This is a genomic window from Klebsiella sp. A-Nf5 (genome assembly GCF_002810545.1).
Classification (GTDB): Bacteria; Pseudomonadota; Gammaproteobacteria; order Enterobacterales; family Enterobacteriaceae; genus Klebsiella; species Klebsiella variicola.
Window position 1 is genome coordinate 14589 of record NZ_PIOG01000225.1, and the last position, 23581, is coordinate 38169.

General features: G+C 58.5%; 16 protein-coding genes and 2 pseudogenes. 5 read left to right on the plus strand and 13 right to left on the minus strand.

Going from position 1 to position 23581, the window contains the following annotated elements:
• The first annotated feature begins 23 nt into the window (after nt 1-23).
• From CWM53_RS22150 to CWM53_RS22160, 3 genes are read left to right on the plus strand one after another with little or no spacing between them, the layout of a single operon-like run.
• Complete coding sequence (locus CWM53_RS22150) at nt 24-1394, plus strand: sucrose-specific PTS transporter subunit IIBC (RefSeq protein WP_061155459.1); 1371 nt, start codon at nt 24-26, stop codon at nt 1392-1394.
• Complete coding sequence (locus CWM53_RS22155; RefSeq protein ID WP_100729370.1) at nt 1394-2794, plus strand: sucrose-6-phosphate hydrolase; 1401 nt, start codon at nt 1394-1396, stop codon at nt 2792-2794. Before CWM53_RS22150 ends, CWM53_RS22155 begins: the two co-directional genes overlap by 1 nt.
• A 23-nt stretch (nt 2795-2817) precedes the next feature.
• Nucleotides 2818-3828, plus strand: a complete 1011-nt coding sequence (locus CWM53_RS22160) for a LacI family DNA-binding transcriptional regulator (RefSeq protein ID WP_162494424.1) — start codon at nt 2818-2820, stop codon at nt 3826-3828.
• Between the two features lie 47 nt (nt 3829-3875).
• Here the strand turns inward: CWM53_RS22160 and CWM53_RS22165 are convergent.
• From CWM53_RS22165 to CWM53_RS22185, 5 genes and pseudogenes are all read right to left on the minus strand, one after another.
• A pseudogene (locus CWM53_RS22165) lies at nt 3876-4485 on the minus strand (hypothetical protein).
• Nucleotides 4486-4670: 185 nt separating this feature from the next.
• Nucleotides 4671-5693, minus strand: a complete 1023-nt coding sequence (locus tag CWM53_RS22170) for an ABC transporter permease (protein WP_004152946.1) — start codon at nt 5691-5693, stop codon at nt 4671-4673.
• Between the two features lie 19 nt (nt 5694-5712).
• The gene (locus CWM53_RS22175) at nt 5713-7197 is read right to left on the minus strand and encodes a sugar ABC transporter ATP-binding protein (protein WP_004202401.1); all 1485 of its coding nucleotides are present in this window, start codon (nt 7195-7197) and stop codon (nt 5713-5715) included.
• Nucleotides 7198-7229: 32 nt separating this feature from the next.
• Nucleotides 7230-8153: a sugar ABC transporter substrate-binding protein gene (locus CWM53_RS22180; protein WP_002892597.1), complete on the minus strand. Its 924-nt coding sequence runs from the start codon at nt 8151-8153 to the stop codon at nt 7230-7232.
• A 429-nt stretch (nt 8154-8582) separates the two neighbouring features.
• Nucleotides 8583-9602 carry a LacI family DNA-binding transcriptional regulator gene (locus CWM53_RS22185; protein ID WP_100729372.1) on the minus strand — a complete coding sequence of 340 codons (1020 nt, stop codon included), beginning with the start codon at nt 9600-9602 and terminating at the stop codon, nt 8583-8585.
• A 101-nt stretch (nt 9603-9703) separates the two neighbouring features.
• Between CWM53_RS22185 and CWM53_RS22190 the strand changes: the two genes are divergently transcribed.
• The gene (locus CWM53_RS22190) at nt 9704-10711 is read left to right on the plus strand and encodes a Gfo/Idh/MocA family oxidoreductase (protein ID WP_100675951.1); all 1008 of its coding nucleotides are present in this window, start codon (nt 9704-9706) and stop codon (nt 10709-10711) included.
• A gap of 520 nt (nt 10712-11231) precedes the next feature.
• Here CWM53_RS22190 and CWM53_RS22195 read toward each other — a convergent pair.
• Genes CWM53_RS22195 through iolE form a run of 3 tightly spaced genes read right to left on the minus strand, consistent with a single transcriptional unit; the run spans nt 11232 to nt 14362 of the window.
• Nucleotides 11232-12263 carry a Gfo/Idh/MocA family protein gene (locus tag CWM53_RS22195; protein WP_100729373.1) on the minus strand — a complete coding sequence of 344 codons (1032 nt, stop codon included), beginning with the start codon at nt 12261-12263 and terminating at the stop codon, nt 11232-11234.
• Between the two features lie 9 nt (nt 12264-12272).
• Nucleotides 12273-13445: a Gfo/Idh/MocA family protein gene (locus tag CWM53_RS22200; protein ID WP_100729374.1), complete on the minus strand. Its 1173-nt coding sequence runs from the start codon at nt 13443-13445 to the stop codon at nt 12273-12275.
• Complete coding sequence (iolE, locus tag CWM53_RS22205) at nt 13442-14362, minus strand: myo-inosose-2 dehydratase (protein WP_100729375.1); 921 nt, start codon at nt 14360-14362, stop codon at nt 13442-13444. Before iolE ends, CWM53_RS22200 begins: the two co-directional genes overlap by 4 nt.
• Nucleotides 14363-14934: 572 nt before the next feature.
• Here iolE and CWM53_RS22210 point away from each other — a divergent pair.
• Nucleotides 14935-15360, plus strand: a complete 426-nt coding sequence (locus CWM53_RS22210) for a hypothetical protein (RefSeq protein ID WP_074386667.1) — start codon at nt 14935-14937, stop codon at nt 15358-15360.
• A gap of 76 nt (nt 15361-15436) precedes the next feature.
• Here CWM53_RS22210 and lysS read toward each other — a convergent pair whose 3' ends face one another.
• The 5 genes and pseudogenes from lysS to CWM53_RS22235 form a co-directional block, all read right to left on the minus strand.
• Complete coding sequence (gene lysS / locus CWM53_RS22215; protein ID WP_004202393.1) at nt 15437-16954, minus strand: lysine--tRNA ligase; 1518 nt, start codon at nt 16952-16954, stop codon at nt 15437-15439.
• A 331-nt stretch (nt 16955-17285) separates the two neighbouring features.
• Nucleotides 17286-18761 carry a dipeptide permease DtpD gene (gene dtpD, locus CWM53_RS22220; RefSeq protein WP_100675955.1) on the minus strand — a complete coding sequence of 492 codons (1476 nt, stop codon included), beginning with the start codon at nt 18759-18761 and terminating at the stop codon, nt 17286-17288.
• Nucleotides 18762-18822: 61 nt separating this feature from the next.
• Nucleotides 18823-20970 carry a lysine decarboxylase CadA gene (cadA, locus tag CWM53_RS22225; RefSeq protein ID WP_061155471.1) on the minus strand — a complete coding sequence of 716 codons (2148 nt, stop codon included), beginning with the start codon at nt 20968-20970 and terminating at the stop codon, nt 18823-18825.
• Between the two features lie 82 nt (nt 20971-21052).
• Nucleotides 21053-22390: a cadaverine/lysine antiporter gene (cadB, locus tag CWM53_RS22230; RefSeq protein ID WP_061155472.1), complete on the minus strand. Its 1338-nt coding sequence runs from the start codon at nt 22388-22390 to the stop codon at nt 21053-21055.
• Nucleotides 22391-22755: 365 nt separating this feature from the next.
• Nucleotides 22756-23581 (minus strand): annotated as a pseudogene (locus CWM53_RS22235) (CadC family transcriptional regulator); the annotation flags it as partial.

Sequence of the window (23581 nt, forward strand, 5' to 3'; positions counted from 1 at the left end):
TCATCATGCATTCAGAGGGTACTATGGATTTTGATCAGATTTCCCGCTCACTGCTTCCCCTGTTGGGCGGCAAGGAAAATATCGCCAGCGCCGCGCACTGCGCCACCCGCCTGCGGCTGGTGCTGGTCGACGACGCGCTCGCCGACCAACAGGCCATTGGCAAAATCGACGGGGTGAAAGGCTGCTTTCGCAATGCCGGACAGATGCAGATCATCTTCGGTACCGGGGTGGTCAATAAAGTCTATGCCGCCTTTATCCAGGCCGCAGGCATCAGCGAATCAAGCAAATCCGAAGCCGCCGACCTGGCCGCGAAAAAGCTGAACCCGTTCCAGCGCATCGCCCGCCTGCTGTCCAACATTTTCGTACCGATCATTCCCGCCATCGTCGCCTCCGGCCTGCTGATGGGCCTGCTGGGGATGGTGAAAACCTACGGCTGGGTCGACCCGAGCAACGCTATCTATATCATGCTGGATATGTGCAGCTCGGCGGCGTTTATCATTCTGCCGATCCTGATCGGCTTTACCGCCGCCCGCGAATTTGGCGGTAACCCTTATCTGGGCGCGACCCTCGGCGGGATCCTGACCCACCCGGCGCTGACCAACGCCTGGGGCGTCGCCGCCGGCTTCCACACCATGAATTTCTTCGGTATCGAAGTGGCGATGATCGGCTACCAGGGCACCGTTTTCCCGGTGCTGCTGGCGGTGTGGTTTATGAGCATTGTCGAAAAACAGCTGCGCCGCGTTATCCCTGACGCGCTGGACCTGATCCTCACCCCGTTCCTGACGGTAATTATCTCCGGCTTTATCGCCCTGCTGCTGATCGGCCCGGCCGGTCGTGCGCTCGGCGACGGCATTTCGTTTATCCTCAGCACGCTTATCAGCCACGCCGGCTGGCTGGCGGGACTGCTGTTCGGCGGCCTCTACTCGGTGATCGTCATCACCGGTATCCATCACAGCTTCCACGCCATCGAGGCGGGTCTGCTGGGCAACCCATCGATTGGCGTCAACTTCCTGCTGCCGATCTGGGCGATGGCCAACGTCGCTCAGGGCGGCGCCTGCTTTGCGGTGTGGTTTAAAACCAAAGATGCCAAAATCAAAGCCATCTCCCTGCCGTCGGCGTTTTCGGCGATGCTGGGGATCACGGAAGCGGCAATCTTCGGGATTAACCTGCGCTTCGTGAAGCCGTTCATCGCTGCGCTGGTGGGCGGTGCTGCCGGCGGCGCCTGGGTGGTGTCGATGCACGTCTACATGACCGCGGTGGGCCTGACGGCGATCCCGGGGATGGCCATCGTGCAGGCCAGTTCGCTGCTGAACTACATTATCGGTATGGCGATCGCCTTCGCCGTGGCCTTCATGCTTTCTCTGACGCTGAAATACAAAACGGACGCTGAATAATGTCATTACCGTCACGCCTGCCTGCGATCCTGCAGGCCGTTATGCAGGGCCAGCCGCAGGCGCTGGCCGACAGCCATTATCCGCAATGGCATCTGGCGCCGGTCAGCGGACTGCTGAACGATCCCAACGGCTTTTGCCAGGTCGCCGGGCGTTACCACCTGTTTTATCAGTGGAACCCGCTCGCCTGCGACCATACCTATAAGTGCTGGGGACACTGGAGCTCTGCCGATCTGCTGCACTGGCGGCATGAACCTATCGCTCTGATGCCGGACGAAGAGTATGACCGCAACGGCTGCTACTCCGGCAGCGCGGTCGAGTTCGAGGGCGCCCTGATGCTGTGCTACACCGGCAACGTGAAATTCCCCGACGGCGGGCGCACCGCCTGGCAGTGCCTGGCGACAGAGAATGCCGATGGCACCTTCCGCAAGCTGGGGCCAGTGCTGCCGCTCCCTGACGGTTACACCGGCCATGTGCGCGACCCCAAGGTGTGGCAGCAGGACGGGCGCTGGTACATGGTCCTCGGGGCGCAGGATTTGCAACAGCACGGTAAAGTGCTGCTGTTTACCGCCAGCGATCTGCGGGAGTGGCGCCTGGTGGGCGAGATCGCCGGACATGGCGTTAACGGTCTGGCGAACGGCGGCTATATGTGGGAGTGCCCGGATCTCTTTCCGCTGGCGGATACCCACCTGCTGATCTGCTGCCCGCAGGGGCTGGCCCGCGAAGCGCAGCGCTTTCTCAATACCTATCCGGCGGTGTGGATGGCAGGCCGCTTCGACGCCGAACGCGGCACCTTCGACCACGGCCCGCTGCACGAACTGGACAGCGGGTTTGAGTTCTACGCGCCGCAGACCATGCTGGCCGATGATGGCCGCCGCCTGCTGGTCGGTTGGATGGGCGTCCCGGACGGGGAAGAGATGCATCAACCCACCCGCGCACAGGGATGGATCCACCAGATGACCTGCGTGCGCGAGCTGGAGTGGCAGGCGGGCACCCTGTATCAGCGCCCGCTGCGCGAGCTGGCCGCTCTGCGCGAGGAAGCCCAGGGCTGGCGCGGGCAGACCTTGCCCCTCGCCCCGATGGAGCTGGCCTTTGACATCGCCCCCAACAGTACGCTGGGGCTGGACTTTGCCGGCGCCCTGCAGCTCACCGTCAACCGCGACGGCCTGCGTCTGTCGCGCCGCGGGCTGCAGACCGCCGAGATGCATCACCGCTACTGGCGCGGCGAAGCGCGGCGCCTGCGGATCTTTATCGACCGCTCCAGCGTGGAAATTTTCATCAACGATGGCGAAGGGGTGATGAGCAGCCGCTTCTTCCCGGGCTATCCGGGGCAGTTAATCTTCAGCGGTGCGACGCCGGTGGCATTCTGCCGCTGGCTGCTGCGGCCATGCATGGTAGTATAAGCGTTTTGCTTTCAGGCTCCTGAGTGGTGATGAAAACCAAACGCGTAACTATCAAAGATATCGCCGAACTGGCGGGCGTCTCAAAAGCGACCGCCAGTCTGGTGCTCAACGGCCGTGGCAAAGAGCTGCGCGTGGCGCAGGAGACGCGCGAGCGCGTGCTGGCGATCGCCCGCGAGCAGCACTATCAGCCCAGCATTCATGCGCGCTCGCTGCGCGATAACCGCAGCCATACCATTGGCCTGGTGGTACCGGAGATCACCAACTACGGGTTTGCCGTTTTCTCCCATGAGCTTGAGACGCTCTGCCGGGAAGCTGGCGTGCAGCTGCTTATCTCCTGCACCGACGAAAACCCCGGCCAGGAGAGCGTGGTGGTCAATAATATGATTGCCCGCCAGGTCGACGGGCTGATCGTCGCCTCGTGCATGCACAGCGATGCCGACTACCTGAAGCTCAGCGAACAGCTGCCGGTGGTGCTGTTTGACCGCTCCCCCAGCGACAGCGCCCTGCCGCTGGTGATGACCGACTCGGTGACCCCAACCGCCGAGCTGATCTCCCGCATTGCGCCTCAGCATGCGGACGAGTTCTGGTTTCTCGGCGGCCAGCCGCGGCTGTCGCCGTCGCGCGACCGGCTGGCGGGATTCACGCAAGGCCTGGCTCAGGCGGGGGTCACGCTGCGCCCTGAGTGGGTGATCAACGGTAACTACCACCCCAGCTCCGGGTATGAGATGTTCGCGGCGCTCTGCGCGCGGCTGGGACGTCCGCCGAAGGCCTTGTTTACCGCGGCCTGCGGACTGCTCGAAGGGGTACTGCGCTACATGAGCCAGCATCATCTGCTGGACTCCAATATTCATCTCGCCAGCTTCGACGATCACTACCTGTATGATTCGCTTTCTCTGCGCATTGATACCGTGCAGCAGGATAATCGCCAGCTGGCCTGGCACTGCTACGATCTGCTCAGCCAGCTGATCGACGGCCAGGCGCCGGAGCCGCTCCAGCGCTACCTGCCCGCCACCCTGCAGTTTCGCCATCCCTGACGACGCCATCGGCAATCAGCGTTTTCGCCGGGCGCGCGCCGCCTGCCTCACCGCCAGCAGCGCGCCGGCAAACAGCATGCCCAGGCCGATCGTCACCGGCCAGCGGTAAGCCATCAGTAACGAGGGCAATCCGCCGTCCGGCGCCAGCACCACCAGATTCCAGCCCGTCAGTCCCGCCTCGCCGTTCAGCGCGCGGGTTAACATCCGCTGGTGCGGGGCGAAAGGCTGGATAGTCTGGTAGTGGCTGCCGAACAGCGGCGGTTGCATCTCCCCGGGGAACTGCGCCTGCACCTGGGCCAGTACGCTGGCCGGCAGCGCATGCGATGCCGCCAGCAGATGCCCGTCGCCATTCACCAGCAGCAGTTGATAATGCCGCTGCCGGGCCAGGGTATGGAGATCGGCGCGCATCGCCGCCAACGGCCAGGCGGCTTCCCGCTGCGGCGCCGGCGTGTTCATTCGCCGCTCAAGGCGCTCCGCGACCCACTGCGCATCCTCCTCCAGCTGGCGGGTCTGCATCTCACGGTAAACCTCTCTGGCCGGAAAATTCACGCCCCGACCGAGCGCCAGGATCGCCAGTCCGGCGAGCAGCGTGACGATAATGCCCCTGCTTGCCGGTCGCCAGAGCGGCGAGGATTTGACGACGGATGGTGTATTCATACGACTCCAGAAACCGGAGGCCACGCGTGGGCCCCCTGACGAATAGACAACGGAAGTGGCAAAACTGTACAGGATGAGCCGCGTGGGCAAAACAGACAGGCCGCGCCTGGCGGGGCGTATTTTGTTTATTTCTGGACAGGACGGGCGGCAACGACATCCTTCGCCATTGCCGCCCGTTGATAAGATTAGTGTTTTTTCCGGTTGCGACGCATGTCGATGGTCACCGCCGCGACGATAATGATGCCTTTAATAATATCCTGCACATAGGCATCGACGCCGACAAAGGTAAAACCGCTTTTGATCAGGCCAAGGATCATCGCGCCAATCAGGGTGCCAGTAATACGCCCCACCCCGCCCATCAGGCTGCTGCCGCCAATCACCGCGGCGGCAATCGCGTCCAGCTCGTAGGACATCCCCATGCTCGACTGGCCGCTGCTGACGCGCGCCGCCAGCACCACCCCCGCCAGCCCGGAGAGCGCCCCGGCGATGGTGTAGACAATCACCAGATACTTATTCACGTTGATGCCGGACACTTTGGCCGAGGTCATGTTGCCGCCGATGGCATACACATATTTGCCATACCGGGTATGCTTCAGCGCAATGTGAAACACGGCGGCGATCACGAAGAAGATAATCACCGGCATCGCCCCCTGGCCTATCGCCGTAAAGCTGTCGGAGAGGAAGCTGATCGGGTTGCCCTGGGTGTAATACTGCGCCAGACCGCGCGCCGAAACCATCATCCCGAGGGTGGCGATAAACGGCGGAATACCGGTCCGCGTCACCAGAAAACCGTTGGTCAGCCCACACAGCAGGCCGACGCCGATCCCCGCGCAAATGGGGATCACCGCCGGCAGGTTGACCAGCGCCGGGAACATTGGCGACAGGCTGTCGGAGGTTTGCGCCAGGCTCGCCGCCACCACCGCCGCAAGGGCGATAACCGAGCCGGAGGAGAGGTCAATCCCGGTGGTGATGATCACCTGGGTGACGCCGACGGCGATGATGCCGATAATCGCCACCTGCAGCACAATCAGCACCAGGCGGTTGGTATTGAGCAGAAACGACTGGTCGCGAACATACCAGCCGGCAATTTCAAAGGTCAGGGCAATCACCAGCATCACCACAAAGATGCCGGTATCTTTCGGCATTTTATGCCGCAAATTAGCGAAGAAGGAGGAACCCTCGCTGGCCGGAGCCGCCGTTAATTTCATATTACTCATTCTCTGTGCCTCAATGGGATGCCAACGACAAAATGGTTTCCTGGTCGGCTTCGTCTTTTTCCAGGATGCCGGTGATACGGCCTTCATGCATCACCATGACCCGATCACTCATGCCAAGGATTTCCGGCAGCTCAGAGGAGACCATAATGACCGCCACCCCCCGATTCGCCAGTTCACTGATCAGATGATAAATCTCCGCCTTCGCCCCGACGTCGATACCGCGGGTCGGTTCATCGAGAATTAAGATTTTCGGTTGCGCTAACAGCCAGCGCGCAATCAGGACTTTTTGCTGATTCCCCCCGCTGAGGTTATTAATAATTTGATCCATCGTCGGCGTTTTAATATTGAGCCGGCGAATTTGCTCCATGCAGTCTTCGGCCATTTTCACGTGCTGGACAAAACCGCTCTTGCCGATATATTCCGGCATTTTGACGATACTCATATTTTCCAGCACCGACAGCACCAGAAACAGGCCCGACTTTTTGCGGTCTTCGGTTAATAGCGCCATCCCCTTTTCAATCGCCACGGAGGGGGAATCAATGGTCACCGGCGCCCCGTCGATCAGCACTTCGCCGCTGTCGAAGCGCTCCATACCGAACAGGCTTTCCATCACCTCGCTGCGCCCGGCGCCCACCAGCCCGGCCACACCAAGGATTTCACCGCGGCGTACAGTAAAACTGACGTCATGGAACACGCCCTGGCGCGTCAGGTTGCGCACCGTCAGCACCTCTTCGCCGATGGTGTTATTAAATTTCGGAAACAGCTGAGTTAATTCGCGGCCCACCATCTGGGTGATCAGCGACTGGCGGGTAAATTCGGTGGTGTTTTTGCTCCCCACCCAGGTGCCGTCGCGAAACACGCTGATCTCATCGGTAATGGCAAAGATCTCATCCATTTTGTGGCTGATATAGATGATCGCTTTACCCTGGGCGCGCAGGTCGCGGATGATGGTGAACAGGTGAGCCACCTCGCCTTCGGTCAGCGCCGAGGTGGGCTCATCCATGATCACGATATCCGCATTCCACGAGACCGCTTTGGCAATCTCCACCATCTGCTGAGCGGCGATGCTCAGGTCACCCACCAGCCGGTCGGCGGTTAAGCGGATATTAAGCTTGTCCAGCAGCGCCTGGGTCTGGCGGGTCAGCTGGCCGTGGTCGACAAAGCCGTACTTCATCGGCTCACGCCCCAGCCAGATATTCTCCGCCACCGTCATATGCGGCACCAGATTGAGCTCCTGGTGGATCATCGAGATCCCCGAGCGCAGCGCATCCATGGTGTCGGTAAACTCCACCGGCTCCCCTTTCACGCGAATCGATCCTTTATCGGGACGATAGATACCGATCAGGCACTTCATCAGCGTGGATTTGCCGGCGCCGTTCTCGCCCATCAGGGCATGCACCGTTCCCGGACGCACGCGCAATGAGACATTATCGAGCGCCTTCACGCCGGGGAAGAACTTACTGATACCTTCGGCTTCAAGTGCAAAAGCGTTCATACATCCACCTCCGTACCACGGGTTGGCCAGGACTATTTCTGATTACGGTTAGTAAATTCAGCCATGTTCTCTTTGGTGATCAGCTGATACGGCACGTCGATGATTTTTTCTACTTTCTCGCCATTCGCCAGCTTGATGGCCGCGTCGACTGCGCCTTCACCCTGGCCTTTCGCATCCTGGAAGATGGTGGCGATCATTTTGCCGCTCTTCAGCATCTGCAGCGCATCCGGAGTGCCATCCACGCCAGCGATGAGAATATGGTTCGGGTTTTTGCCCAGTGCCTGCAGGGCGCCGATCGCCATTTCATCGTTGTTGGAGGCGATGGCCTGGATATCCTCACCGCTGGTCATCCAGTTGCTGACCACGTCCACCGCGTCATTGCGGGTAAATTTCGCGGTCTGCTTCTGGACGATTTTGATGTTCGGGTATTTCGCCACCACCTCTTCCACCCCTTTGGTGCGGTCGCGGGTAGATTCATTCGCCAGGTCGCCGAGCAGGATCGCCACATTACCCTTACCGTTCATCGCTTTCGCCAGCGCTTCCATCTGCAGACGGCCAGCAAGGATAGAGTCCGACCCCACATAGGCCATCTTGTCGGTCAGCTCCGCCTGCGGGCGACGGTTCACAAACACCAGCGGGATCCCGGCTTTGGTGGCCTGATCCATGATCGGTTTCACCGCGTTGGTATCCACCGGGTTGACGATAATGGCGTCCACCCCCTGGCCGATAAAGTTTTGCACCTGCTGCAGCTGCTGGGAGACATCTCCTTTCGCGTCCTCGATCTGCGATTTAACGCCATCTTTTTTCATCTCTTTTTGCATCGAGGTCCGCAGGATCGTCAGGAAGTTATCGTCAAACAGCGCCATGGAGACGCCAATAGAGACGTCTTTTGCCATAACCACCGCAGGCAGCATGCAGGCTAACAAAGAGGCAACAATCGTTTTCTTAATATTCATAGTTGATCCTTGATTTTGTAGGTACGCCGGTGAATGAAACAAAATGAAAAATTAATTTCAGTTACGTTGCGGCAAATGTCTGCTGCGATGTCGACGGCACTGCGGTTCCTCTCGCACTCCCTCGTGATCTAAATCACAAATAACGGCTGTTTTATCATCACTTTTTTGAAACGTCAGTCCATTTACACCGCGCTCTGGATTTCAGACCATTTATTTCATTAACAAGACATTTGAAACTTTTATAAGTAAATAACTGAAATGAAAATTTTAAAACTATGCAGTAACAGAATTTTGACAGACATCTAACATTGCCGCATAAATGAGCGAAAAATGAGAGGCAGACAACGCTTTGAAGCGATCGCTTCCGGCGGGGTTGGCTTTTACCCGCCGGGGAAATCCGTGTTGTCAGAAAGGGAGGCCCCGCACGCCTTAGTCCACGTTTTCGGCGCTGTAGAGGATAAAGTCGACTTTACCGTCGGCATAGGTTTGCGGCTGGTAGCCGGACTCCAGATGGCGCAGCATCAGGTCGATCGCCAGCTGGGCATGCTGGCGGGTGTTCTGATCGAGCGTTAACGCCAGACTCCCCTTCGCCAGCTGCTGCCGGGTGGTGTTGTAACGCTCATGGGTGATCCAGCAGACGTCGCCTTCGCGGCGGTGGCGGGCCAGCGCCTCGGCAATCTGGGTATTGCCAAGCCCGGTGTTATAGATCCCAACAATATTCCGGCTGCGGCACAGGGCTTGCTCCACGAGGCGAGTGATCTGCTCCCGCCGCTCCTCACCCGCCAGCACGTCGCTGAGCTGCAGGTGGGGAAAGCGCTGGCTCAGCACCTCGCGAAACCCCTGAATGCGCAGGCGATGCGCGCTGTAATCTTGCCGGCCGCTGAGCATCAGCACCTCGCCAGCCCGCGGCGTCATCCTCCCCAGCATTAACCCCGCCGTGCGGCCAGCCTGCAGCTGATTGATCCCCACGTGGCAGAGTCGGTCGGCGCCGGGCAGGTCCGTCGCCAGGGTGATCGCCGGGACGCCCGCCTCCCGGCAGCCGCGCAGCGCATCGTGCACCGCAGGATGGTCATTGCCGAAGACGATGATCCCCTGACGCTGCTGGCAGCTGCGCACAATGCGCCGGGCCAGCGTCGTCGGCTGCGACTCCGGGACAAAGGTGCGGTGCAGGGTCAAACGGCGATAGCCGAGGCTATCCGCCACGGCGGCAAAATCCTGCGCCAGCTGGGGAAAGAAGAACGAGTCATTGCTGCTGAGAAAGACCTCAACCTGCCAGGGAAAGCGGTGCTCCTCCGGCAGGATCCGCTTCAGCCCCGCCTCGCGCGCCGCCTGCAGCACTTTGCGGGTGGTCTGCGGCGATACGCCGCCGCGTTCGTTCAGCACCCGGTCAACGGTGGCCACGCCGACGCCAATCTGTCTGGCCAGCATCGCCAGTGAAATGTTTTTCATCGCCCCTCTCTTCATGATGGAAATCCATCAAAACGGCAGTGTCAGTGAGTTTAGCAAACCGATTATGGTGGCAACGTCCCCTCGCCATTCTGGAGAAAAAAATGATCTGCAAACGTTTTGCCCTGGTAGGCAGTGGTTTTATCGGTCAGGTTCATGCCGCCAGTCTTGCCCGTCATGAAGGAAGTGCGCTGACGATGGTGGCCGATGCCGCCCCGGAGCGCGCCCAGGCGCTGGCCGCCCGCTATGGCGCCCGGGCGGTGACAGTGAGCGAGGCGATCCATAGCGACGCCATCGACGCGGTGCTGATCGCCAGTTCAACCCCGTCACATGCCGAACTGCTGGAAGCCGCCGCCCGGGCGGGCAAGGCGGTCTATTGCGAAAAACCGATCGACCTCTCCCTGGCGCGCGCCCGCGAGGTGGTGGAGCGGGTGCTCCCCCTGAATGTGCCGGTGACTGTCGGCTTTAACCGGCGCTTCGACAGCAGCCATCAGCAGCTCCGCCGCCAGCTGGAGCAAGGGCTGATCGGCCGGGTCGAGCTGGTGCAGATGGTCTGCCGCGCCTCCAGCATGCCGCCGCTCGATTATCTGCGCAGCTCCGGCGGCCAGATGCGCGATCAGGCGATCCACTTCTTCGATCTCCTGCGCTTTCTCACTGGCGATGAAGTGCGCACCGTGGCGGCGATGGGCGCGGCGCTGGCCCTGCCGGACATCGCCGAATTTGGCGATGTCGACACCTCTATCCTGATGATGCAGATGCGCGGCGGCGCGCTGGCGCAGCTGGACAATACCCGCCGTACCGGCCACGGGTATGATGAACGGATCACGCTGCTGGGCGCCGAAGGCGCGCTGGAGTCCGGTAGCCAGTCGCCGGCGGGCCCTACCCTGTGGCGCGGCAATCAGCGCATTGAGCCGGGCCTGTGGCCGGACTGGTTCAGCCGGGTACAAGGATCTTATTATCAGCATCTTGACGCCTTTATTCGCACCCTGAATGGTGAAACCGTGGCCGACCTGCCCGGCTTGCTGGACGGCCTGCAGGCGCAGGCCATTGCCGAAGCGGCGGTTCAGTCCCTGCAGCGCGGCCAGTTTGTCGCCGTCGACGACTGTTGCTGAGCGGGTGTAAGGCAACCGCAATCAGGCGCTGTACCAGCCTTTATGCCGGGCGGCGGCGACGCCTTGCCCGGCCTACAGAACACAGGCATTAATACACTGTAATATCAATCGGTTGCATAGATATCGTAGGCCCGTGCAAGCGCAGCGCCGCCGGGCAAGAACAGCGGGCGCGGAGCCGCTTTTATGCCGGGCGGCGGCGACGCCTTGCCCGGCCTACAGAACACAGGCATTAATACACTGTAATATCAATCGGTTGCATAGATATCCCAAGCCCGTGCAAGCGCAGCGCCGCCGGGCAAGGACAGCGGGCGCGGAGCCGCTTTTATGCCGGGCGGCGGCGACGCCTTGCCCGGCCTACAGAACACAGGCATTAATACACTGTAATATCAATCGGTTGCATAGATATCGTAGGCCCGTGCAAGCGCAGCGCCGCCGGGCAACAGACATCAGGCATCGTACGCGTCCTGGTGCCGGGCAATGGCAGGCAGGCGCTGTCTGCAAACCAAAGCCCGGCCAACCCTTAGCGTTCTTCGTTAAACACCGCGCCCACCTGGCGCCGCACCTCATCCATCACCTGCAGATTCTGCAGCACCCGACTGAGCGGCCGCAGCGGCGAGTCCTGCAACCCCTGCCCGATGCACCAGGCAAAATGCTCCGCCTGCCAGAACAGCTGGTCGTAGCGATTGCGCGGCTCTTCCCAGCGCAGCGCCTGTCCACCCTGGCTGGCGGCGAGCGTGAAGCCGCCGGGGGCATAGAACTGGCCGTCGAGCGTCAGGGTCGCCTGGCGTCCGGCCACCACCGCCCCGCCCGGCGTGTTGCTGAATAACGTGGTGTTTAACACCCCCTGCATCCCGTTCTGCCAGCCGAACAGCATCGACGTCTGACCGTTAAGCCCCTCCGCCGTGGCGCTGCCGCGGGCGACAATCTCCTGCGGCATGCCGCCCACCATCAGCGCAAACGAGGTCAAATAGCTGCCGAGGTCCATCATCGGCCCGCCGGCAAGGTCGGCATTGAAGATACGGTGGTCGGGGGTGAAATACTCGCCGTGATCGGCCAGCAGGGTATGCAGGTCGCCGAGCGCCCCATCCTCCAGCAACTGGCGGATCACATCATATTTCGGCGCGTAATCGCACCACATCGCCTCCAGCGCTACTCTCCCCTGCCGGGTGGCTTCCGCCTGCAGCTCACGCCCTTCGCCGAGGTTGAGCGCGAAGGGCTTCTCAATCAGCACGTGTTTACCCGCCTTCAGCGCCAGCATGCCGTCGGGAAAGTGATGGTTGTGCGGCGTTGCAATATACACCGCATCAATATCCGGGCGTGCCAGCATCTCCTCCACCTGGCCGTAAGCCTGGGGGATCCCCCATTCCGCGGCCACCCGGTCGGCCTTCGCCTGGCTGCGGGAGGCCACCGCCACCACCTGCTGCCGGCTGTAGGTTTTCAATGCATGAACAAAGCGCTCGGCGATCCAGCCGGGACCGATAATGCCCCAGCGCAGGGAGGGAATGCTCTGCGCCGCCGGGCGGCGCGGGGTCGGTAAGTGTGAGGGAAACATAGCGGCTCCTTAGTCTTTAACCACGTTCACCCAGCGACGGCTGGCCATCGAAGCTTCAATCGCCGACAGCACGCGCTGATTCTGCAAACCAAATTCAAAGTTGGGATAGCAGTCGTCCTCCCCGCAAATTCCCTGCACCAGGTCATGCACTTCGATCACCTTGACGTCAAAATAGCCCAGCCCACCGCCGCCAAAATCGAAGCCGAAGAAGCCGGCATAGGCCGGGATCTGGCTCCCGGCATACAGCGTCTTAAAGCCGCGGTCGTGTTTATCATCGTTGAAGCGATATACCTGCAACTCGTTAAAGCGCTCCCCGTCCATATACAGCGTGCCTTCGGTGCCGGAAACCTCCCAGAACACGCCGAAGATCCGCCCGGCGGCGATGCGCGAGGCCTCAATCACTCCCGCCGCGCCGCTGTCGAAATTGACCAGGCACTGAACCTGATCGTCATTTTCTACTTCCCGCCACTCGGCATCGGCCGCGACCCGGCTGGCATACCCGGCATCGCTCTGCGGCACCGGACGCTGGCGCAGGCAGGTTTGCGCGCTGGCGGTCACTTCGCGGATCCCGCCCAGCAAAAACTGGGCGACCGACAGGGTATGGGCGCCAAGGTCGCCAAGCGCCCCGCTGCCGCCGAGGGTTTTCGAGCAGCGCCAGGACCAGGGCAGGTTCGGGTCGTTATAAAACCCCTGATCAAAAGTGCCGCGAAAGCGCACCGGTTCGCCAATATCGCCCCGGGCGATAATCTGCTTTGCCAGCAGTGCCGCCGGCGTTTTGATGTTGTTAAAGGCCACCATGGTCTTCACCCCCGCGCGCCGTGCCGCCTGCGCCATCTCCTGCGCCTGCTGCTCATTGACCGCCAGCGGCTTCTCGCAATAGACATGTTTACCCGCCGCGATCGCCGCCATCGCCATTGTGTAGTGCAGATGGTTCGGCGAGGTGATATCCACCACATCAACCTGCGGATCGTTTACCAGCTCGCGCCAGTCGCCGTAGGCCTTTTCCGCCCCCAGTTTCGCCGCATGGCGTTCAGCCATCGCCTGATCCTGATCCGCCAGCGCGTAGAGATGCGGGCGCTTCGGCAGATCGGGATAAAACATCGCCGCGCGACGGTAAGCGTCGGCGTGTGCCTGACCCATAAAACCCGAGCCGATAAGACCGATATTTAACCGCGCGCTCATGATGCATGCTCCTCTGACGGTGAAAGGGAAGATAAATGGTGTGCCAGCCAGGCAAAGGCGCGGCTGGCGGTGGCCAACGGCGGCGCCATCGCCGGGTCCTGCTCGGCTTCGATAATCAGCCAGCCGCGGTAGTCGCTGTCCCGGACGAAGTCGAGGATCGGCGCATAGTCGATGCAGCCGTCGCCTGGGATGGTAAACAGCCCGGCGCGCACCGCCTCGTTAAAGCTCAGGTTTTCACGATACAGACGCCCCAGCACCTGCGGACGCACGTCTTTCAGATGCAGATGGCGGATACGGTGGCCATATTTTTGCAGCACGCGCGGGATCTCGACCCCGGCGACAAAGGCATGCCCGGTATCAAACGCCAGCCCGACGTTGTCATGGGTGTGAGACAGAAACCGCTCCAGCTCGTCATCATGCTCCACCAGCATCATCAGATGATGGTGATAGGCCAGCTGGAGGCCATAGTCACGCAGCAGCAGGTCGGCAAAGGTATTTAGCTTGTGGCAATACGCCGTCAGGCTGACGCGGCTTAACGGCGGCGAGAGCGAAATAGGCTCATCAAGCGGGGTTTCACCCGGCAGTTGCCCGCACTCGCCGTAAACCATCACCCTCGCGCCGAGCTGCCGGAGGAGCTGCGCGTGCTCCCGCACCGCCTCCAGCTCCGCTTCCACGCTGCGGTCGGCCAGCAAGCCGCTGTACCAGCCGGACGCCAGGCGCAGGTCAGCCGCCGCCAGCAGCGGGCCCAGCGTCTCTGCCTGGCGGGGAAATTTCCGTCCTAATTCAATGCCCTGATAGCCCGCCTCCCGCGCCTCGCGCAGGCAGGTATCCAGGGGGATATCGCCGCCTAAATCCTCCAGCACATCGTTGGTCCAGCACAGGGGGCTCACGCCCCACTGCAGATGCTCTGTCGCCATCTTGTTCTCCTTTTCACCCTGTGGTCTTGTCTGGCGTCACTATAAGCAGGCGACGACCGACGATGAAAACGGAGAAATGATGGAAATCCATCATTGCGCTGGCGATATATCCGCTATTTCAGGTAACCCTGAAAAATAAATGGAAATAATGCTTGCCGCCAGCTTATTTTGCGGATAAAAATTACTGGCTTAATAACCCGACTCAGAGGTTATCCCTTTCATTCGAAATATGATGATAGCAATATGAAAAAAACTCAACACCGCACCGGTGCGGGCTTTAGCCGCGCGCCCAGGCCTGGCCTGCTGTTATTTGCGTAAGTGACAAATAGCCACTTTTAAAACATCAATTACTTAACATTCTCTCTGCAATAATATGACAAGCAGCGGGAAGGCTCTGTGATAAATAAGCTCAGGGTAATGATGCTTTACCAATAAATACCCCATCTCCTTCCTGCTAGTTATTTATCAGGAATGACTGCGGTTATATTTATTCTGACGCCACCGGGAGAATGCACCAATGTGTATCAACCTTTATGACAATGCGCGCCGCTATCGCGATGAGAAACAATAAGATGAATAAGACCTGGCTTTTCACCACCCTCACCCTGGCGCTGGCCGCCGCCGCGCCGGCCCACGCCATTAGCGCGAAATACCGGGAACAGCTTGAACGTTCCGGTTGCACGCAGATGACCGATGGGACCACCTGCGATATTCATAAAACCAAAGCCGAGAATGCCGCCGCCGTGCAGCACGCCAGTAGCGGCTTCGGCCCCTGGGTGGGCACCTGGTATGTTTATACGGAGTATGGCGATAAAATTGATGAGATTACCGTCACCGCTAAAACGGTGAAAACCCATGGTCATCTGGTCGAGGAGGCGAAAGCCAGCCAGGGTAAACTGACCTTCCGGGTGAAAGACTCGTCCTTTACGCTGAACGACGCCTTTAACGGCGTCTGGGCAAACGGCAGCCAGCGCGGTACGTTGCAAAAAGTCCTGTAATAACATCGCCCTGCCGACAGGATGGGGATAATGCTGGAAGGACCTCCCGGCGCAGGCCGGGAGGGAGTGCAACGGATTACTTCTGCGGACGCATGGCCGGGAAGAGGATCACGTCGCGGATGGTATGGCTGTTGGTAAACAGCATCACCATGCGGTCGATACCGATACCCAGACCCGCGGTCGGCGGCAGGCCGTACTCGAGGGCAGTCACGTAGTCTTCGTCGTAGAACATCGCTTCGTCATCGCCCGCCGCTTTGGCGTTCACCTGATCCTGGAAGCGCTGCGCCTGATCTTCGGCATCGTTCAGCTCGCTGAAACCGTTACCGATTTCGCGGCCGCCGATGAAGAATTCGAAGCGGTCAGTGATTTCCGGGTTCACGTCGTTGCGGCGCGCCAGCGGGGAAACTTCCGCCGGGTATTCGGTGATGAAGGTTGGCTGAATCAGATGCGCCTCCGCCACTTCGTCAAAGATTTCGGTGACGATACGTCCCAGCCCCCAGCTTTTCTCTACCTGAATGCCGAGAGATTCCGCCAGCGCTTTCGCCGCGTCAAAGTTATCCAGATCCGCCATGTTGGTTTCCGGACGGTGTTTCTTGATCGCTTCGCGCATGGTCAGTTTTTCAAACGGCTTACCGAAATCAAACACCTGGTCGCCATACGGCACTTCGGTTTTGCCCAGCACCGTCTGCGCCAGGGTGCGGAACAACGACTCGGTCAGTTCGATCAGGTCTTTGTAGTCCGCATACGCCATATACAGTTCCATCATGGTGAACTCTGGGTTATGGCGTACGGAGATCCCTTCGTTACGGAAGTTACGATTGATTTCAAACACGCGTTCAAAGCCGCCAACCACCAGACGTTTCAGATACAGTTCCGGCGCGATGCGCAGGTACATATCCAGATCCAGCGCGTTGTGATGGGTGATGAACGGACGGGCGGACGCACCGCCAGGGATCACCTGCATCATCGGCGTTTCGACTTCCATAAAACCGCGAGCCACCATGAACTGGCGCATGGTCGCGAGGATCTGCGAGCGGATACGGAACGTATGACGCGACTCTTCGTTGGCGATCAGATCCAGATAGCGCTGGCGATAGCGAACTTCCTGATCCTGCAGGCCGTGGAATTTATCCGGCAGCGGGCGCAGGGCTTTGGTCAGCAGACGCAGCTCGGTGCAGTGGATGGAAAGTTCACCGGTTTGCGTTTTGAACAGCTTGCCGCGGGCGGCGATGATGTCGCCGAGGTCCCATTTTTTAAACTGTTCGTTGTAGACGCCTTCCGGCAGGTCATCGCGCGCCACGTACAGCTGAATGCGGCCGCCGACGTCCTGGAGGGTGACGAAGGAGGCTTTGCCCATCACGCGGCGGGTCATCATCCGACCAGCCACCGCAACTTCAACGTTCAGGGAAGCGAGTTCATCGTTATCCTTCGCATCGAATTCAGCGTGCAATTGGTCAGAGGTATGATCGCGACGGAAGTCGTTGGGGAAGGCTACGCCCTGCTCACGCAGTGCAGCCAGTTTTTCGCGACGAGTTTTCAGTTCATTATTAAGGTCAATGGCCTCATCGGCACCTTGTGCTTGTTGTTCAGACATATGGATTCCTCATAACCTTGCTTTCAAACTAGCTTCGATAAATTGAACCAGGTCACCCTTCCGCGCGGCCTGTCTCTGGGAAGACACCAGAGCACAATCTTAACGATCCTGGATTCACTCCAAGCTGATCTCACTCAGCTATGGCTTCAGTAACGGTATTTTTTATCGTTGGCCTCCGCGCATGCCAGAATATCCTCCTCCTGTTCACTAAGCTGTGCAAGGAGCGACTTCGCGCTCCGCTGTTGATGTAATACCCCCGGTCGCGCCGCGCTTACCGGGGCTACGAATCGCGGCCCGGATAAGGCGTTTACGCCACCAGCCGGGACGAGCGTCAGGCGCCGCCGCCGGTAACTTCACCGGCAGCCGCACGGCGTTTGCCCACACTACAGGCCGCGGCAAAGGCGATAACGACCATCACCGCCACGCAGCCGAGGGTCCATTCACCCATCTGCGAGAAGAAATGCTGATAGGCAGCAATCGCCGTATCGCTGATTTGCGATTCGGTGGTTTGCTGCGCCACCACCCCGGCCAGCCAGTTGGCCACCGCGCCGGTGGCCAGCATATAAATGCCGGTCAACACCCCGGTGACGCCGGGCATGTTCAGACGAGTGATTTGCGCCATCGCCACCGGGTCGATAAACAGTTCGGCAAAGCCCATCATCGCCAGCCCGGCGACCATCATGCCCATCGAGGCCTGGCCGTCAGCCGCGCCGTGGCGGGCATTGAGCGCCAGCAGCATAAAGCCGCCGCCCATCAGCAGCAGGCCGAAAGCGAATTTCAGCCAGACGCGCAGCACCGAACGCACGCTGCCTTCCGGGCGCATCAGCCACGCCAGCACCACGCCGGCCGCCATCACCGCCACCGCGTTGACCGACTGGAACAGCGCGGTCGGCACGTCCCAGTTCAGCAGGCGACGATTGACGAAGTGGTCGATAAACAGGCTAATCGAGCTCCCGCCCTGCTGCGCCAGCACCCAGAACAGCGTCCCGGCGAGCATCAGCAGGACGATCTGCCACAGCGCGCGACGATGCTCCGGGGCTTTGATCATGATCCGCGCCACCATCTGGGCGGCGAACAGGCAGACGATCGCCAGCAGATAGCCGGACCAGTTGTTTTGCAGCAGCAGCGTGAAGAACACCGGCGCCAGGCACAGCATCACCAGCAACCAGCCCCAGGTCGGCAGCACGAATTTCACCGCCCGTAGCGCCGGTTTATCCACGCCGCGGGTATGCCGGAAATGGCGGCTGCCGCTTAGGAAAATCATCAGGCCGATGAACATACCGATCCCCGCCAGGGCGAAGCCGATATGCCAGCCGTACCACTGCGCCGCCAGTCCACAGGCGATGGGCGCGGCAATCGAGCCGACGTTGCCGGCGGCGTACAGCAGCGAGAAGCCGCCGTCGCGACGCGGGTCGTCGTGAGCGTACAGTTCGCCGAGCAGGCAGCTGATATTGGATTTGAACAGGCCGTAGCCGCAGATAATGATCGCCAGCGCGACGTACAGGCTCCATACCGAGGTCGACTCGACGCCCAGCACCACGTGGCCGAGGGTCATCAACAGCGCCCCGGCAATCACCGCCGTGCGGTTGCCGAGCAGGCGGTCGGCAAGCCAGCCGCCGAGAATAGGGGTTACGTAAACTAAAGATGCGTAGGCGCTGAACAGACTGATGGCGTGGCTATCGTCAAAGCCAAGCTGGTGGGTGAGGTAAAGGATGAGTAAGGCGCGCATGCCGTAAAAGCTGAAGTACTCCCAGATCTGGATCGCTACGATGTAGTAAATCGCGCGCGGCTGTGAGGGTGTTTTCATAGGTTCTCCTTGCAGCGTGAAAAAAGGGAAGTGGCAAGCCACTTCCCTTGTAGTGCGTCTATTACTTGTTGTTCTCTTCTTTCAGCACTTTAACGGTGTAACGACCATCCGCCTGACGGTATGCCCCGTGGATATCGGTTTCGAAGCCCGGGTAGTGAGCGCCGATTTCGCACAGCATCTGCAGGAATTCCAGCACCGGGCGGCTTTCTTCGGTGATCATTTCACCCGGCATCACCAGCGGTACTCCCGGAGGATACGGCAGGATCATGTTGGCGTTGACGCGGCCGACCATCTCTTCGAGGTACACTTCTTCCGTCTGACCGTGCAGCTCTTTCTGGAACGCGGCATACGGGGTCATCACCATGGATGGCAGCACTTCGAATGCGCGGAACATCAGGTCCGGCAGGTTGTGATGCTCAACCAGTTTATGAATGTTCTGCGCCAGGTCCTGAATACGCATGTTTTCATAGAATTCAGGATCTTCGCGGTACAGCGACGGCAGCATGTTTTTCACCCGCAGGTTCAGGTCGAACGCGCGTTTGAAGTCGGTCAGCGCACGCAGCAGGCTCAGCGCTTTGGTTTTGTCGATACCGATGCTGAACAGGAACAGCAGGTTGTACGGACCGGTTTTCTCCACCACGATGCCGTGTTCGTCGAGATATTTCGCCACGATGCTTGCCGGAATACCGAAATCATCCATGGTGCCGTCTTTCTTCATCCCCGGCGTCAGCAGTGTGACTTTGATCGGGTCGAGGTACATGTGCTCGTTATCGATGTTTTTGAAACCGTGCCATGCGCTGTCAGAGCGCAGCGGCCAGCATTCAGCGCCATCGATATGCTCCGGCTGCCAGACGTCGAAGAACCAGCCGTCAGATTCGCCTTTCAGACGTTTGATCTCTTTACGGAACTTGATGGAACGTTCGATAGAGCCGTCGATCAGACGCTTACCGGCGTTACCCTTCATCATCGCCGCCGCGGTTTCGGTGGACGCCACGATCCCATAATGCGGAGAGGTGGTAGTGTGCATCATGTAGGCTTCGTTGAAGGTCTCTTCGTTAACGTCACCTTTCACGTGGATCATCGACGCCTGGGAGAATGCCGCCAGCAGTTTGTGCGTGGACTGGGTTTCGTAAATCACTTTCCCTTCGACGCGGCCGCCGCTCATCCCGCATTTGCCTTCATAGATCGGCGAGAAGTTGGTGTAAGGCACCCATGCGGAGTCAAAGTGGATGGATTTCACATCCAGGGTTTTCTTGATGAAGTCGGTGTTATACAGCAGGCCATCATAGGTCGAGTTGGTGATAACGGCGTGTACCGGCCAGGTCGCGTTCGGCGTCTCTTTCACACGCTTGGCGATAGTCGCGTGCTGGAATTCGCTCTGCGGAATACCGCCGAGGATACCGTAGGCGTTACGGGTCGGGCGGAAGTAGATCGGCGTAATGTCGCTCATCATCATCAGGTGAGTCAGCGATTTGTGGCAGTTACGGTCAATCAGCACGGTGCTGCCGGCCGGCGCGGAGTACATGCCGACGATTTTGTTAGCAGTAGAAGTACCGTTGGTCACCATGTAGCTGCGTTCAGCGTTAAAGACGCGAGCGATATATTCTTCCGCTTCTTTGTGCGGGCCGCTGTGGTCCAGCAGAGAACCCAGTTCAGAAACCGAAATGGAGATATCGGATTTCATGGTATTCGGGCCAAAGAAATCATAGAAAATGCTGCCTACCGGGCTTTTCTGGAACGCGGTACCGCCCATGTGGCCAGGGGTACAGAAGGTGTATTTACCTTCACGGACATATTTGAACAGCGCTTTGGTCAGCGGCGGCAGAATGGTGTCGATGTATTCGTCAGTGTTCTGTTTGATTTTGTTCGCGATATCTTCCGCGGCGCCCAGCGCATATTCGAAGAAGCGAACCTGCATGCGCAGATCGTTCAGGCTAACGTCCAGGGTGGAGTAGGTGTTAGCGAACGCGTACAGCGGCATGTACTCATTCATTTTGCTGATTTCTTCGCACAGTTCGAGATTGTATTTATCCCAGTCGAAGATCACGCCGCACAGACGAGAGTTGTTTTCGATAAGTTTTAATAAGTCGTCACGGTCGTTCGGGTAGACAATACGGAAGTCCAGGCGTTCGAGAGCACGATGCAGTTCACGGATGGGTTCTTCTTTGAAGTAAACACCCATGTGATTCATGATTGCAATAACGTTCATAGTCAAATCTCCAGATGTAGAAAGCCCCTCCCGTCGCGTTGTGACAGGTGATGGAAGGAGCCTCAGGAAAACGGGTTACTGATTAGTGCGCGTTAGCGGGGCTGTTGTTATCCGTTGCGTTGTTCTGCTGGCGCTGGTGCATTTTGCGACCGTAGAACATCAGGATAATCAGGCTAACGATAAAGGTGCCGGCCAGTTCGAAGGAGCTTGCGCCCATCAGCGCGATGAAGCAGAACACGCAACCCAGTACCGAACAAATCAGGCTAACGAAGTTACGGATGTTGATGCCTTCGAAACGAATCAGGTCAACACAGGAGTAGAAGTAAGGCAGCATGGTCAGCAGTACTGCGATACCGGTCAGTTCGCCGAACAGGTCGGAGGCTTTACCACCGGCGGAGTTCATCAGGGTAATCAGCACCATCAGCGCGGTCATTTTCACCGCCGCCAGCAGCAGGCCTTTTTTCGGAATACCGTTGCTATCAAGCTCACCGTACACTTTCGGGAAGTTACCGTCGTTGGCGGCACGTACACCGGCCTGGCCAACCAGCATCATCCACGAGCCCAGAGACGTCAGGCAAGCGAAGGCAGTGAAAGCGGAAACCATCGGAGCAGCCCAGCCGCCGAGAATGGTAGAGGCGCTAATCGCGAACGGCGCACCGGATGCGGCCATCTGAGAAGCAGGATACATACCGGCGATAACCTGAGTCGCGGCGATATAGACGATACCGGCCATCGCAGTACCCAGCATGGTAGCCAGCGGGACGGTACGTTTCGGGTTTTTTACCATCCCGGTACTGACGGCGGCGGATTCGACGCCAACGAAGGCCCACAGGCAGAGCAGGATACTTTTAATGACCGCGTGGCTATCGGTGGTGCTGGAGGTGTTCCAGTTCGCCTGATAGGTCGCTGCGTCAAACCAGTGCCAGCCGACAACCGCGGTCATCACCACTGGAATAAGCACCAGTACCAGACCAATAGTGGTCAGACGGCTGACCCAGGTCCCGCCGAGCATATTAACGAAAGTAAAGATCCACACGATGGCAATACAGGCAATACCTGCTGGCACCGGGTTATTTAAAATTGGGAAGAACGTAGAGAGATAAGAAACTGCGGTAATCCCGATGGCCAGGTTACCAATCCAGTTTGCATGATAATAAAGCACACCAGTCTGGAAACCGAATGCGGGAGATATTTCCCCGGCGTAGGCAATTGGACCACCCTGTTGCGGGTTCTTAGTGGCCAGTCGGGCATAAACATAAGCCAGAGACATCGCACCAATAATTGAAATTACCCAGCCCCAAATGGCAATACCACCGATGCTGGCCAGGTTCGCAGGTAATAATGCAATACCGCTCCCCATCATATTACCGGCGACGACACCGGTACAGGCAAATAGCCCGATCTTCTTGGCAGAACTCATGGTTGTTTTTCTCCTAAGTTTATTTGGGAGGTACAGATCATGATACAGAACCATTAATTGACCCGACCAACTGCCAACAAGATTACTGATTTGTACGAGATAAGTCCTAAAGATAAAGTGAAATAACAACAAACATCAGACAAATGATATTTTGAGCTTTTTCGCTTAACATATAAACATGACAACAGGGTGTCAGAAAAAGATAAACATTGTTGTATTACATGCTGTTAGAGGTAGGATGGCGTGTTACTTAACTGTTATTTAAAGCCTCCAGAATGCTAAATATAAATAACAACCAGAGGCTTCATGAGAAACATAAATTTAACCTCACCACGCCAAAAACCTTGCGCGTGATGAGGGTTTACTTATTCTGAAGAGAGGAAATTATCGAGATACGGAACCACCCGGTTAACCGACGTCTGGAAAACGCCGTTTTCTATCCAGTACAGCGTATCTCCGCCGGGGCGTAAATTAAACGCGGTGATGTAAGAATCGGCAGCCAGCCGGTTCTCACCTTTCATCTCATAGACTTTGCCTAACAGCACATAATTCAGCCACGACATTTCTAAATCGATTGCACTGTTAATCGCGGTATTCGCTTCGTCGACTTTGCCTTTACCGAGCATATCCACCGCTTTTATTTGGTAATAAATCGCCATGTCTTTAATACCCGGCATCTCCCCTACCCGCTCAACTTCACTGTAGAGGGCGGCCAGCTGTTTATCATCCAGCGGCTGCTGCGAATGGCGTAATACATCCACCAGCGTTTTTTCGGCATAGGCGTAAATAAAATCCGGCGCCCGCTTAATCACATCGTCCAGCAGACTGCTGGCCTTGCTTAATGAATCGACATCGCCCTTCATTAACAACTGATGCGACTGGTAGAAGTAGGTTAACGCCACGCTTTGCGACGGCTGATACTGCCTGAGCATCGCCTGCATCCGCGCTGGCCACGGCTGCGTCAGCGCATCCGACAGGCTGTTCATCAGATCGTTCTGAATGGTCAGCTGGTTGTCATTGGTCACAAAGTAGCGTTTATCCAGCATCGTCGAGCTGTCAGCGTTATCCACCAGCTGGACCGACATAAAGCATTGCTGTGCCCGGTAGTGGCGCTGATTGACGAACTCAATGGTCAGCGTTTTCCCGGAACTGCTCGGCTCATTGATGTTGTAGTCCGTTTTGTCATGCACC